A 12,525-nucleotide genomic window follows, 5' to 3' on the forward strand; every position below is an offset into this window, starting at 1 on the left:
TGTTGCCGGTGCAACACCTGCGCCGCACCTTCCCCGCGGCCGCCGGATCGGCCTTACTTGAGCGCGTCGATCAGCGCTTCGCGCTGCCGTTCGCCCAGGCCAGCGGCCCGGCGGTCGGGGTCGATCCCCGCCTGCTCGAGCAGCGCGGCGACCTTGACCGCGCCCAGGCCGGGCACCGCCTTGAGGAGCTGCGTGACCTTCGTCTTGCCGATGGTCTTGTTCTCCTTGGCCTGCTTGAGCACCGATTCGATGCTCTCCTTGCCGGACTTGATCGAAGCGAGCAGCTCCGAGCGCGCCTTACGAGCCTCTGCCGCCTTGGCGAGGGCCTCGGCGCGCTGCTCCGGAGTCAACGTGGGCAGAGCCAACGTAATGTCCTTTCCTCTCAGGTCTCCGCTTTCGCGGCCGACGGTCTCAGCCGATGCTTGCAGCTGCAAGCGCTGGCCAGCCGTCACTTACCACGGCCCCAGTAAACGCCACGTGCCCGCAGTACGCGCAACCGACACGCACTTATCACCCGTCGACGGGCGCGGCGGACCTGCGCGAGGGGACCCCTCGCGACCTGTGGAAACGGGCCAGAAGGGCTCATTTCCACCCCATTACCTCACCCGAACGGGAGTGTATTTCCACACAGTTAACACAACGCATTTTCTTGCCCCGCAACAGAAATCGCGACGGAAGTCGATCATGAAAGACCGGGGCCGCCACCCGATGGCGGGAGGCGGACGCCAAGCTGTGACCGAACTTGTTCGTGCCCGATCCGGCGGATGCGCATTAGAGTCGGGCGCACCCCAGTTCACCGGCGAACGAGCACCACGGGAGTCACCCATGTTGAGCACGATGCAGGACGGACAGCTGTCGCTCGCGAAGCTGCTGCGCCACGGCACGAAGGTGCACGCGAAGAGCGAAGTCGTCACCTGGACCGGTTCAGAAGCCCGCCGGGAGACGTACGCGGAACTCGGCAAGCACGCCGCCCGGCTGGCGAACGCGCTGCGCGGTCTCGGCGTCACCGGCGACCAGCGGGTCGGCACGTTCATGTGGAACAACGCCGAGCACCTCGCCGCCTATCTGGCAGTGCCCGCCATGGGCGCGGTGCTGCACACGCTGAACATCCGGCTGTTCCCGGAGCAGCTGGTTTTCGTGGCGAACCACGCCGAGGACCACGTCATCATCGTCGACGGCACGCTCGTGCCGCTGCTGGCGAGCAACCTGCCGGGGATGAAGACGGTCAAGCACGTGATCGTGGCCAACGGCGACGCGTCCGCGCTGACCGCGCCCGAGGGCATCACCGTGCATTCCTACGACGAGCTGCTGGCCGGGCAGTCCGACGAGTTCGACTGGCCGGAGGTGGACGAGCGGTCCGCGGCCGCGATGTGTTACACCTCCGGCACCACGGGCGACCCGAAGGGCGTCGTCTACTCGCACCGGTCGATCTGGCTGCACTCGATGCAGGTCTGCATGAGCGACAGCATGCGGCTCGCCCAGGAAGACCTGGCGCTGGCGATCGTGCCGATGTTCCACGCGATGTCGTGGGGACTGCCGTACGCGGCGATGATGGTCGGCTCCTCGCTGCTGATGCCGGACCGGTTCCTGCAGCCGGCTCCGATCGCCGCGCTGCTGGCCGCGGAGAAGCCGACCTTCGCCGCCGCGGTGCCGACGATCTGGCAGGGCCTGCTCGCGCACCTGGACGCGAACCCGCAGGACATCAGCCACATCCGCGAGGTGGTCGTCGGCGGGTCGGCCGCGCCGCCGTCGTTGATGCACGCCTTCGAGGAGCGCTACGACGTGCCGATCCTGCACGCGTGGGGCATGACCGAGACATCGCCGCTGGGCAGCGTCGCGCGTCCGCCCGCCAGCGCGACCGGCGAGGAGCGTTGGGCCTACCGCTACACCCAGGGCCGGTTCCCGGCGTCCGTGGCGGCCCGGCTGATCGGCGACAACGGCGAGGAACTGCCGTGGGACAACGAAGCGGTCGGCGAGCTGGAAGTGTCCGGTCCGTGGATCGCAGGCGCCTATCACGGCGGATCGGATATCGACCCGGAGAAGTTCCACGACGGCTGGCTGCGCACCGGCGACGTCGGCAAGATCAGCCCGGACGGCTTCCTGACGCTGACCGACCGCGCCAAGGACGTGATCAAGTCCGGCGGAGAGTGGATCTCGTCGGTGGACCTGGAGAACGCGGTGATGGGCCATCCGGCGGTCGCGGAGGCGGCGGTGGTCGGCATCCCGGACGAGAAGTGGGACGAGCGCCCGCTGGTCGCCGTCGTGGTGAAGGAAGGCCAGCAGGCCACCGCCGAGGAGCTGCGCAAGTACCTGTCGGACAAGGTCGCGAAGTGGCAGCTGCCGGAGAACTGGACGTTCGTGGAGGAGGTGCCCAAGACGAGCGTCGGCAAGTTCGACAAGAAGCGGCTGCGCGCGTCCTACTCCGAGGGAAAGCTCGACATCTCACACCTCTGAGCGGTTAATCTCCGGCGAGTTGTCGGCCTGGGAAGGGCTTCGTGCGGGAATCTGTTGCACGCAAGGAGCCCTTCCCAGCACGTCGGAGGAGAACTGGGGATGCAGCAGCGGAGCAGGAGGTCGTTCCTGTCGTTGGCGGGAACGGCGGCGGTGGGCGCGGTCGCGGCCGCGTGCGGGTCGAACACCGGGCGTCCGGGCGACCCGCCGCCGTCCACGGCGATGTCGGCGGGGGCCTCGACCACCTCGCAGGCGCCGAAAGCCACGCTGCAGCAGTGGTACCACGCCTACGGCGAGGACGGCGTGCAGGAAGCCGTCAAGAACTACGCGGCCAGCTACCCGGGCGCGAAGGTCAACGTGGTGTGGAACCCGGGCGACTACGACTCGAAGATCGTCACCGCGCTGCAGAACAGCCCGGTGCCGGACGTTTTCGAGGCGCAGGTGAAGATCGACTGGGTCCGGCAGAACCAGGTGGTGTCGCTGGACGACATCGTCGGGCCGGTCAAGAACGACTTCAGCCCCGCCGTGCTCGCCGCGCAGACCGTCGAAGGCAAGGTCTACGGCATTCCGCAGGCCACCGACACGCAGGTGCTGTTCTACCGCAAGAGCATGCTGCAGGCCGCGGGCGTGCAGCCGCCGCAAACCGTCGACGAGCTGATCGACGCCGCGAGCAAGCTGTCGAAGGACGGCGTGAAGGGCCTGTTCGCGGGCAATGACGGCGGAGTCGGCACGCTCACCGGGCCGCTGCTGTGGTCGGCCGGGCTGGACTATCTGAAGAACAACAACCGCGAGGTCGGCTTCGACGATCCGCGCGCGGCCGCCGCGTTCAGCAAGCTGCACACGCTCAACACCAACGGTTCCCTGCTGCTCGGCGCGCCCGCCGACTGGTCGGACCCGGGCGCGTTCGTCGACGGGCTCTGCGCGATGCAGTGGACCGGGCTGTGGAACGTCCCGAAGATCCGCGACGCGCTCAACGACGATTTCGGCGTCCTGCCATTCCCGAAGCTGGACGACAGCGGCAAACCGTCGGTTCCGGTCGGCGCGTACGGCGCGATGGTGAACGCGAAGAGCGCGCACGTCAGCGAGGCCAAGGCGTTCGTGAAGTGGCTGTGGATCGACCAGACCGACAGCCAGCTGGAGTTCGCCACCCGCTACGGCTTCCACGTGCCCGCCCGGCAAAGCCTGATCGACAAAGCGCAGACGCTGCAAAGCGGTCCGGCCGCGGACGTGGTGAAGTTCGTCAAGGAGAACAGCCACCTCATCGGCGGTCCAGTGTGGACACAAACCTCGAACACCGCGCTGTCGGACGCGGTCGCGAAGATCGCCAAGGAGGGCGCGGACCCGGTGGCGCAGACGAAGGCCGCGGTCACCGTCGCGCAGTCCGAGCTGAAACGCCTGTTCGGATGAGAATGTCCCGGAAGACCCGGGACACGCTGGCGTTCTGGGGATTTGTAGGCCCGTTTCTGCTCGGCCTGGCGATCTTCGCCTACGTGCCGATCGGATGGAGCCTGTACCTGTCGTTCTTCGACGCGCGCAACACGGTCACCCCTAGCGTCTTCGTCGGACTGGACAACTACGCGCACATGCTTTCCGACGGCCCGTTCGTCGCGAGCCTCGGCACGTTCAGCGTGTTCGCGCTGTTCATCGTGCCGCTGACTTTCGTGCTGTCGCTGGCGCTCGCGGTCGGCGTGAATCAGCTGCGGTTCGCGCGGACGTTCTTCCGCTCGGTGTTTTTCCTGCCGTTCGCGTGTTCTTACGTGGTGGCGTCGCTGATCTGGAAGACGTCGCTGTTCTCCGGCGTCCGCTACGGACTCGCGAACACTGTGCTCGGCGTCTTCGGCGTCGATCCGGTGGCGTGGACCGGCACCGTGCATCCGCCGCTGTACTGGGTGGTGCTGGTGACCGCCCGGCTGTGGCTGCAGCTCGGTTTCTACATGATCCTGTTCCTCGCCGCGCTGCAACGGATTCCGCAGCATCTGTACGAGGCGGCCTGGCTGGACGGCGCGAAGCCGGGCTGGCAGGTTTTCCGGCACATCACGCTGCCGCAGCTGCGCGCGACGTCGGTGGCCGTGCTGTTGCTGAACCTGATCAACGCCTATCAAGCGTTCGACGAGTTCTACAACATCATGGGCGATTCCCGCGGCTATCCGCCGTTCGCGCGGCCGCCGCTGGTGTACCTCTACTACACGTCGCTCGGCTCCGGCGGCCAGGACCTCGGCCGCGGCAGCGCGGGCGCGATCATCCTGGCGCTGCTGATCGCCGTGGTGACTCTCCTGCAGGGCAAGCTTTTCCGGTTCGATCGGAGCACGACATGATCCGCGCGGTGCTTCGCTGGACGGCGCTCGCGGTGTCCGCGATCCTGTTCCTGCTGCCGTTCTACCTGTTGCTGCGCAACGGTCTCGCGTCGCGCGCGGAGATCACCGCGCCGGACTGGACACTGTGGCCGAAGGAGATTCACTGGGAGAACTTCACCAAGCTGTTCGACCAGCACGACGTGCCGTTCGCGCGCAGCATCCTGAACTCGGTCGTCGTCGCGGTCCTGCAAACCGCGGGCCTGCTGGTGGTGTGCTCGCTCGCCGGCTACGGCCTGGCGCGGGTGCCGTACCGCTACTCGAAGCCGGTGTTCTACGCGGTGCTGGCGACGCTGATGATCCCGACGTCGGTGACGTTCGTGCCGAGTTTCGTGGTGGTCTCGACGCTCGGCTGGCTCTCGGATTTCCGCGGGCTGGTGATCCCGGGCCTGTTCAGCGCGTTCAGTGTTTTCCTGTTCCGGCAGTACTTCCTGGACTTCCCGAAGGAGCTGGAGGACGCGGGCCGCGTCGACGGACTGTCCCGCTGGGGCGTCTTCCGCAAGATCGTGGTGCCCAACTCGCGCGGCTTCTTCGCCGCGATCGCGGTGATCACCGTGATCGGCAGCTGGAACGCGTTCCTGTGGCCGCTGATCATCGCGCAGTCGCCGGACTCGTGGACGGTGCAGGTCGCCCTGTCCGGGCTGCTCACCGCGCAGAACCCGCAGCTGAACCTGCTGTTCCTGGCCGCGGTGCTGTCGATCGTGCCGATTGTGCTGCTCTTCGCGTTTCTCCAGCGATATCTGGTACGCGGGGTCACCGAATCCGGGTTGAAAGGCTGAAAACCCTCACACCGGACGGTGGTGGAGCGTAACGTTTCGCCGTTAGTCGCCGACGACTCACCGTCGCCACAGTCGTAGCAGGAGTGCACCCATGACGGACCCGTATCAGCAGCAGCCCTACCCCGGCCAGGACCCGGCGCAGGGCCATCCGTCCGGTCCGGTGCCCTCGCCGGGGTATCCGTCCGGGCCGATGCCTGCGCCGGGGTATCCCGCGCCCTACGGGGCGCCGGGGTATGGCTCGCCGTACGGGGTGCCGTACCCGGGCGTCGTGCCGTTGAAGACGAGCGGGCTCGCGGTGGCGGGGATGGTTGTCGGGATCGTCGCGTTGATCTTTTTCTGGGTGCCGTTCTTCGACGTGGTCGCGGCGATTACCGCGATCGGGCTGTCGTGGGCGGGCATGGTGCAGGCGGGGAAGCCTGGGTGGACCGGGCAGGGGATGGGGATCGCCGGGTTGGTGTGCGGGATTTTGGCTGCTATTCCGGCGGTTATTTTTCTGATCTGGTTCTTTGTGTCGTTGTCTGCGGTGGGGGCTACCTGCGCGTTTTATTGCTGAGGTCGTGGAGGGGGTCGGCTCGTCGCCTGGCGGCGACATTGCTGTGGTAAGGCTGGGGCACCCCGAAGCCCAGTGTGATGACGGACGGCATTTTTGGCTTCGTATCGGGGTGCAGGGCCGGGTGTGGCTGCGCTGGCGAGTTTGGGTGTGGTGGTGGGGGTTTAGGGAGTGGGGCTAGCGCCCCAATGTGGCATTGGGTGCATGCGACGCACCGAACGTGGCATTGGGTGCGTGGGATGCACCGAACGCGGCATTGGGTGCGACGGGGTGGGGTGCTGAGGCTTCCGGGGGGGATCTGCGGCTGCGGCTGCTTGCTCGCGGGGGGTCGGCTGGGCGTCGGGTGGCCCTCCGTTCGGCGGTAGTGCCGCCCTCGTCGGATGTGACAGAGTCTGCCGCGTTGTCACGGCGAATGTGAGAGACCTTCGCGTTCTGCTCTGGCTTAGTTCATCGGCCGGTCACGCAACTCCGGGAGCGTGCCAGGGCACGGGCGAGAGGCGGGGAGTGAGAAATGGCGGAACTGACCAGGCGGGCGTTCACCACGGCGGGTGCGGCCGGAGTGGGGTTGCTGCTCTGCACACCGACGGCCAACGCGCTGGACCGGGCGCTCAAGCGGACCACTCAACGGGCCGTTCGGACTGTCGGCACGACGCTTGACCAGGCCGCTTCCGGTGCGCCCACCGGGTACTCGCGGTTGTCGGCCGGGCCGGGCTGGCCGGTCGCTGTGCGGTCGGATCTGGTCGAGGGCAAGTCCGGGCGCGACGATCGGCGGACTGCGCTTGGGTCGTTCGTGCAGTTCACCGACCTGCACATCACCGACACCGAATCGCCTGCCCGGTTCGAGTATCTGCATCCGTTCATCGGGTCCGCGCACCGGCCGCAGGAAACCCTCGGCACGGTCGCGACCAGCGCGCTCGTCAAGCGGGTCAACAGTCTCCGTGCGGGGCCGTTCACCGGGCGGCAGTTCGACTTCGTCATGACCACCGGCGACAACACCGACAACCACGAGCTGCTCGAACTCGACTGGTTCCTCACCACGCTCAACGGCGGTGCGATCACGCCCAACTCCGGGGACCCGAATCGCTACGAGGGCGTCCAGGCATCAGGGAACCCGGAGTTCTGGAACCCGGGCACCCAGCTCGCCGACGACTACACCAAGAAGGGCTTCCCGCAGATCCCCGGTCTGCTCGAAGCGGGAATCGCGCCGTTCACCGCGCCGGGGCTGAACCTGCCGTGGTACTGCACGTTCGGCAATCACGACGACAGCGTCGTCGGCACGCTGCCGGAGGGCATCCCGGGCATCGAGGGCTGGTACACCGGCAAATACAAGGTGATCGGCAAGGACGAGAGCAGCGCGCGCAAGCTCGGCACCGCCATCCAGCGCGGCCAGAGCGTGCCGCTCGGCGAGCTGTTCGGCGGCGGCACGATCCGCGAGGTCACGCCGGATGCGCGCCGGCGTCCGTTCAGCACCTCGGAGTTCGTCAAGGCGCATCTGGCCGCGAAGAACACCGGACCCGGACCGGTCGGGCACGGCTTCACCGACGCCAACTCCGACGGCCGCAACGTCTACTACACCTTCCGGATCGCGCCCGGCGTCACCGGCATCAGCCTCGACACCACCACGCAGGGCGGGTTCGCTGACGGATCGATCGGGCTCGCGCAGTTCAACTGGGTCGAGTCGACGCTCAAGCGGAACAGCTCGACGTACTACGACTTCTTCGGCCGCAAGGTCACCCATTCCGTCACCGACGAACTGTTCGTCCTCTTCAGCCACCACACCAGCGGCACCATGGGCAACCTCCTGCCCGACGCGCGCCACCTGCTCGACCCGCGGCTCAACGGGGACACGTTCGTCGCCATGCTGCAGCGCTTCCCGAACGTCGTGGCGTGGGTCAACGGCCACACTCACCTCAACAAGATCACCCCGCACGTCGGCAAAACCCCGGCGCAGAGCTTCTGGGAGATCAACACCGCCAGCCACATCGACTTCCCGCAGCACGCCCGGATCATCGAGCTGGCCGACAACCACGACGGCACGCTGTCGGTGTTCACCACGCTCATCGAGGCCGACGCCCCGTACGCCGTGGACTACTCCGCCCGCACCCCCGACGCGCTCGCCTCGATGTACCGCGAGTTCTCCTACAACGACATCCACGCGAACCTCAGCCACGTCGGCGAGGCGGGCGACCGCAACACCGAGCTGCTGCTGACCAACCCGCTCAGCTGATTACCCGCGAGGTAATCGACGCCACGCATCCGGCTGCGGTTGACTGCTGCGCATGACCGACGTCGAAGGCACCCAGCTGTTCCACCAGACGATGCCGTTCAGCGAGCGGCTCGGCATCGAGGTGCTGGAGCACGGCCCGGACCTCGTCCGCAGCCGGATCGCGTGGGACGAATCGCTGTGCACGCTCGGCGGCGTGCTGCACGGCGGCGTCCTGATGGCGCTGGCCGATTCGACCGGGGCCGTCTGCGCGTACCTCAACCTGCCCGAAGGTGCGAAGGGCACGACGACGCTGGAGTCCAAGACGAACTTCCTGCGCGGCGTCCGTTCGGGGTATGCCACCGCGTCGTCCAGACCACTGCACGCCGGGCGCCGCGTGGTGGTCGTCGAGACCGAAATCCACGACGACGACGGCAAGCTCGCCGCGAAAATCACCCAGACGCAAGCGGTGTTGTAGCGGCGGCCCTTTACTTACCCGCTCCGGAGGGCGAAAATCTTTGGCTACCACTGGGGCCTGGGGACGGAGCCGGAATGCGGGTTCGCGGATTGTGCACGTTACTGTCCATCGTCATGCTCACGGCTGGTGCGGCACAGGCCGCTGCGGAACCGCAGCACACGCGTAACGACGAGTCCATCGACTACCACGAATGGTCGTCCGGCTCGTTCTTCGCGGGCCGGCTGGACGGGCTCGGGTTCGGCTACGGCGGCTTGCGGATCACGCATCCGATCGGCAGCGTCGCGCACACCGAGCCGGCGCTCGGCACCACGCGCACCTACGACTACGGCACCTGGACGTCGCCGAAGTACCGGCAGGGTTTCGACGCGACGCAGCTGATCGCGTCGTGGAACGCGCGCACCCCGGCGAAGACGTGGCTGGAGGTGCAGGCGCGCGGACGGACGTCGGCCGGAACCGAGACCACCTGGTACACGATGGGCCGCTGGGCCAGCGGGGACACCGACATCCACCGCACCAGCGTCGACGGGCAGAGCGACGCCAACGCCTCGGTCGACGTCGACACGCTCGCCACGAAGGCGGGCGTCACGCTGCGCTCGTACCAGCTGCGCGTGACGCTGTACCGCGAGCAAGGTTCGCCGGCCACGCCGACGTTGTCCTCGCTCGGCGCGATGACCTCGAACGTTCCGGACCGGTTCGACGTGCAGACCACCAAACCCGGCCGGGCGCGCGGGATCGAACTCAAGGTGCCGCCGTTCGCCCAGAACATCCACAAAGGACAGTTCCCGCAGTACGGCGGGGGCGGCGAAGCCTGGTGCAGCCCGACGTCGACCGAGATGGTCGCCGAGTACTGGGGCCGCAAGCCGACCGCGCAGCAAATGGACTGGATCCCGGCGGACTACGAGGACCGGTCGGTCGTCTACGCCGCGCGCGGCACCTACGACTACGCCTACGACGGCACCGGCAACTGGCCGTTCAACACCGCGTACGCCGCTTCGCTCGGACTGCGCGGGCACATCACGCGGCTGCACGACCTCAACGAGCTCGAAGGCTACATCGCACGCGGCATCCCGGTGATCACCTCGCAGTCGTTCCTGTCCAGCGAACTGGACGGCGCGGGCTACGGCACGGCGGGGCACCTGATGGTCGTCATCGGGTTCACCCAGGCGGGCGATGTGATCGCGAACGACCCGGCGTCCAGCTCGGACGGCCGCGTGCGCACGGTGTACAAGCGCGACCAGTTCGAGAAGATCTGGCAGCGCACGAAACGGCACACCGAGAGCGGCGCGGTGGCGGGCGGACCGGGCGGGGTCGTTTACCTGATCACGCCGTGAATATCGGCTGGTTTGACCCGCGGGCCCGACGTTACAGTGCCGTCCGTGACCGAGCCTCCGGATAGCCTGGCCGACCCCCGCGAGCTGCTGCTCGCCTACCTCGACTACTACCGCGACACGCTGCTGCGCAAGCTGGACGGCCTGTCCGACGGCGAACTGCGCACCAGCAGGCTTCCGTCGGGCTGGACCCCGCTCGAATTGCTCAAGCACCTCGCGTTCGTGGAACGACGGTGGCTGCGCTGGGGGTTCTTGGGTGACGACATCGATCCGATCTGGGGCGAGAACGATCCCGAGACCGGGAAGTGGTCGGTCGGCGCGGACGAATCGGCGGACGAGATTCGGGCGCTCTTCCGGGACGCGTGCGCGGACTCCCGGGTGATTGTGTCTGGTGCGCAGCTGCAGGACATCGCGCGGGGCAGTGGGCGATTCTCGGCTCAGGAGCAGCCTCCCGCGTTGAGCTGGATCCTGTTTCATCTGCTTCAGGAGTACGCCCGGCATGTGGGGCAACTGGACGTGGTGCGCGAGCTTGCTGACGGTGCGACTGGCGAATAGCGAACCGATCCGGGCTATGGCGATATGCGCATGATCCGTGATTAGCTGCCCGCGAGATGCCGTCGCAGGTTAGGGGTTGTGCGCATGCCGTACGAGGTCCAGGGAGTCGTGTCGCGGGCCAAGGGCCAGCCGGTCACGCTTGAGACGGTGGTGGTGCCGGATCCCGGACCGGGCGAGGCCGTCGTGTCGGTGCAGGCGTGCGGGGTGTGCCACACCGACCTGCATTACCGCGAGGGCGGGATCAACGACGAGTTCCCGTTCCTGCTCGGGCACGAGGCCGCGGGCCGGGTGGACAAGGTCGGCGCGGGCGTCACCGATCTCGCGCCGGGCGACTACGTGATCCTCAACTGGCGCGCGGTCTGCGGCACCTGCCGGGCGTGCAAGCGCGGCAAGCCCTGGTACTGCTTCTCGACTTTCAACGCCGAACAGCCGATGACGCTCACCGACGGCACGAAGCTGTCGCCCGCCTTGGGCGTCGGGGCGTTCCTCGAAAAGACCCTGGTCCACAGTGGACAGTGCACCAAGGTCGACGAGAGGGCCGAACCCGCCGTCGCCGGGTTGCTGGGCTGCGGCGTGATGGCCGGGCTGGGCGCGGCGATCAACACCGGTGCGATCGGGCGCGGCGATTCGGTCGCGGTGATCGGCTGCGGCGGCGTCGGCGACGCGGCCATCGCGGGCGCTCAGCTGGCCGGGGCGACCACGATCGTCGCGATCGACACCGACGACCGGAAACTCCAGTGGGCCAAGGACTTCGGGGCCACGCACACGGTCAACAGCCGCGGTTTGAGCGAGGCGGACGTGGTCGCCGCGATGCAGGACGCGACGAACTCGTTCGGCCCGGACGTCGTGATCGACGCGGTCGGCCGTCCGGAGACCTGGCGGCAGGCGTTCTACGGCCGCGACCTCGCCGGCACCGTCGTGCTGGTCGGTGTGCCCACGCCGGACATGAAGCTGAACGACCTGCCGCTGATCGACTTCTTCTCGCGCGGCGGCTCGCTGAAATCCTCGTGGTACGGCGATTGCCTGCCGTCGCGGGACTTCCCGATGCTCGTGGACCTGTACCTGCAGGGCAGGCTGCCGCTGGACAAGTTCGTCACGGAGCGGATCGGCGTCGACGGCGTGGAGCAGGCGTTCGAGCGGATGCACCACGGCGACGTCCTGCGCAGCGTGGTGGAGTTCTGATCCTTTTCGCCGACGCGGACTATCCGGCCGACCCGTACCCGGGCACCCGGCCGGACTGCTCGTACGTGCACCTCGACGGCGCTGGCCACGCGTTGGACACAGCGCCGCCGGGGTGGCGTTCGCGCACGCCGGTGCTCGCGTACGGGTCGAACGCGTGCCCGTCGAAGATCACCTGGCTGCGCACCCAGCTCGGCCTGACCGGGCCGGTCGTCGCGGCTCGCGTTCAGTGCACCGGGCTCGCCGCGGTGTGGGCGTCCAGCCTGCGCGTACGCGACGGCCAGCGCCCGGCGACGCTCACCGCGCTGCCGGGCGTGACGGAGGACCACTTCGTGTGGTTCGCGACGCCGGAACAGCTGGCTGTGCTGGACGTCTGCGAGGGCCGCGGGAACCGGTACGACCTGGCGACGCTGGACAACGCCGACATCCGGCTGGACGGCGTGCTGCTTTCCGGGGTGCACGCTTACGTCGGTGCCTCGCCGATCCGGTTCCCGTTGCTGGTCAACGGTTCCCCGGTCCGCGTCGCGGACGTCCCCCAGGCGGAGGCTGCGTCGCTCAGCGGAGAACCGGCGGCAGGACACGGCCTTGCCTGCACCGTCCTGCCGCCGGAGCGAACCTTCAGCTGACCGTCCGTGAAGGGCTCCTTGAGGG

General features: G+C 67.8%; 12 protein-coding genes. 11 read left to right on the top strand and 1 reads right to left on the bottom strand.

Going from position 1 to position 12,525, the window contains the following annotated elements; all coding sequences use genetic code 11:
• Positions 1 to 53: 53 nt before the first annotated feature.
• Positions 54 to 365 (bottom strand): integration host factor, actinobacterial type, encoded by a 312-nt coding sequence (gene mihF, locus ACWGIC_RS14355; RefSeq protein WP_050788348.1) that lies wholly within the window; start codon positions 363 to 365, stop codon positions 54 to 56.
• A 460-nt stretch (positions 366 to 825) separates the two neighbouring features.
• Between mihF and ACWGIC_RS14360 the strand changes: the two genes are divergently transcribed.
• From ACWGIC_RS14360 to ACWGIC_RS14410, 11 genes are all read left to right on the top strand, one after another.
• On the top strand, positions 826 to 2,454 hold the full coding sequence (locus tag ACWGIC_RS14360; protein ID WP_452076359.1) for a long-chain fatty acid--CoA ligase: 1,629 nt from the start codon (positions 826 to 828) through the stop codon (positions 2,452 to 2,454).
• Between the two features lie 99 nt (positions 2,455 to 2,553).
• On the top strand, positions 2,554 to 3,858 hold the full coding sequence (locus ACWGIC_RS14365; RefSeq protein ID WP_452076360.1) for an ABC transporter substrate-binding protein: 1,305 nt from the start codon (positions 2,554 to 2,556) through the stop codon (positions 3,856 to 3,858).
• Positions 3,855 to 4,766, top strand: a complete 912-nt coding sequence (locus tag ACWGIC_RS14370; protein WP_452076361.1) for a carbohydrate ABC transporter permease — start codon at positions 3,855 to 3,857, stop codon at positions 4,764 to 4,766. Before ACWGIC_RS14365 ends, ACWGIC_RS14370 begins: the two co-directional genes overlap by 4 nt.
• Positions 4,763 to 5,581 carry a carbohydrate ABC transporter permease gene (locus tag ACWGIC_RS14375; RefSeq protein ID WP_452076362.1) on the top strand — a complete coding sequence of 273 codons (819 nt, stop codon included), beginning with the start codon at positions 4,763 to 4,765 and terminating at the stop codon, positions 5,579 to 5,581. The genes ACWGIC_RS14370 and ACWGIC_RS14375 overlap by 4 nt, the downstream gene beginning before the upstream one ends.
• A 91-nt stretch (positions 5,582 to 5,672) precedes the next feature.
• Complete coding sequence (locus tag ACWGIC_RS14380; protein WP_452076363.1) at positions 5,673 to 6,134, top strand: DUF4190 domain-containing protein; 462 nt, start codon at positions 5,673 to 5,675, stop codon at positions 6,132 to 6,134.
• A gap of 508 nt (positions 6,135 to 6,642) precedes the next feature.
• Positions 6,643 to 8,358 (top strand): TIGR03767 family metallophosphoesterase, encoded by a 1,716-nt coding sequence (locus ACWGIC_RS14385; RefSeq protein ID WP_452076364.1) that lies wholly within the window; start codon positions 6,643 to 6,645, stop codon positions 8,356 to 8,358.
• 52 nt (positions 8,359 to 8,410) lie between these two features.
• A complete protein-coding gene (locus ACWGIC_RS14390) occupies positions 8,411 to 8,812 on the top strand; it encodes a PaaI family thioesterase (RefSeq protein WP_452076365.1) in 402 nt (133 codons plus the stop codon).
• A 74-nt stretch (positions 8,813 to 8,886) separates the two neighbouring features.
• On the top strand, positions 8,887 to 10,143 hold the full coding sequence (locus ACWGIC_RS14395; RefSeq protein WP_452076366.1) for a peptidase C39 family protein: 1,257 nt from the start codon (positions 8,887 to 8,889) through the stop codon (positions 10,141 to 10,143).
• Between the two features lie 45 nt (positions 10,144 to 10,188).
• Positions 10,189 to 10,695, top strand: a complete 507-nt coding sequence (locus ACWGIC_RS14400; protein ID WP_452076367.1) for a DinB family protein — start codon at positions 10,189 to 10,191, stop codon at positions 10,693 to 10,695.
• 84 nt (positions 10,696 to 10,779) lie between these two features.
• On the top strand, positions 10,780 to 11,877 hold the full coding sequence (locus ACWGIC_RS14405; protein ID WP_452076368.1) for an S-(hydroxymethyl)mycothiol dehydrogenase: 1,098 nt from the start codon (positions 10,780 to 10,782) through the stop codon (positions 11,875 to 11,877).
• Positions 11,878 to 11,942: 65 nt separating this feature from the next.
• A complete protein-coding gene (locus ACWGIC_RS14410; RefSeq protein ID WP_452076369.1) occupies positions 11,943 to 12,500 on the top strand; it encodes a gamma-glutamylcyclotransferase in 558 nt (185 codons plus the stop codon).
• Positions 12,501 to 12,525: the final 25 nt, after the last annotated feature.

The sequence above is a fragment of the Amycolatopsis sp. NPDC054798 genome, from assembly GCF_053611505.1.

Bases quoted from the DNA above. Each gene is read 5' to 3' on its own strand.
- ACWGIC_RS14360 (WP_452076359.1), top strand. From the start codon at position 826: ATGTTGAGCACGATGCAGGACGGACAGCTGTCGCTCGCGAAGCTGCTG.
- ACWGIC_RS14385 (WP_452076364.1), top strand. From the start codon at position 6,643: ATGGCGGAACTGACCAGGCGGGCGTTCACCACGGCGGGTGCGGCCGGA.
- ACWGIC_RS14380 (WP_452076363.1), top strand. From the start codon at position 5,673: ATGACGGACCCGTATCAGCAGCAGCCCTACCCCGGCCAGGACCCGGCG.
- ACWGIC_RS14375 (WP_452076362.1), top strand. From the start codon at position 4,763: ATGATCCGCGCGGTGCTTCGCTGGACGGCGCTCGCGGTGTCCGCGATC.
- ACWGIC_RS14370 (WP_452076361.1), top strand. From the start codon at position 3,855: ATGAGAATGTCCCGGAAGACCCGGGACACGCTGGCGTTCTGGGGATTT.
- ACWGIC_RS14365 (WP_452076360.1), top strand. From the start codon at position 2,554: ATGCAGCAGCGGAGCAGGAGGTCGTTCCTGTCGTTGGCGGGAACGGCG.
- ACWGIC_RS14395 (WP_452076366.1), top strand. From the start codon at position 8,887: ATGCGGGTTCGCGGATTGTGCACGTTACTGTCCATCGTCATGCTCACG.
- ACWGIC_RS14405 (WP_452076368.1), top strand. From the start codon at position 10,780: ATGCCGTACGAGGTCCAGGGAGTCGTGTCGCGGGCCAAGGGCCAGCCG.
- ACWGIC_RS14390 (WP_452076365.1), top strand. From the start codon at position 8,411: ATGACCGACGTCGAAGGCACCCAGCTGTTCCACCAGACGATGCCGTTC.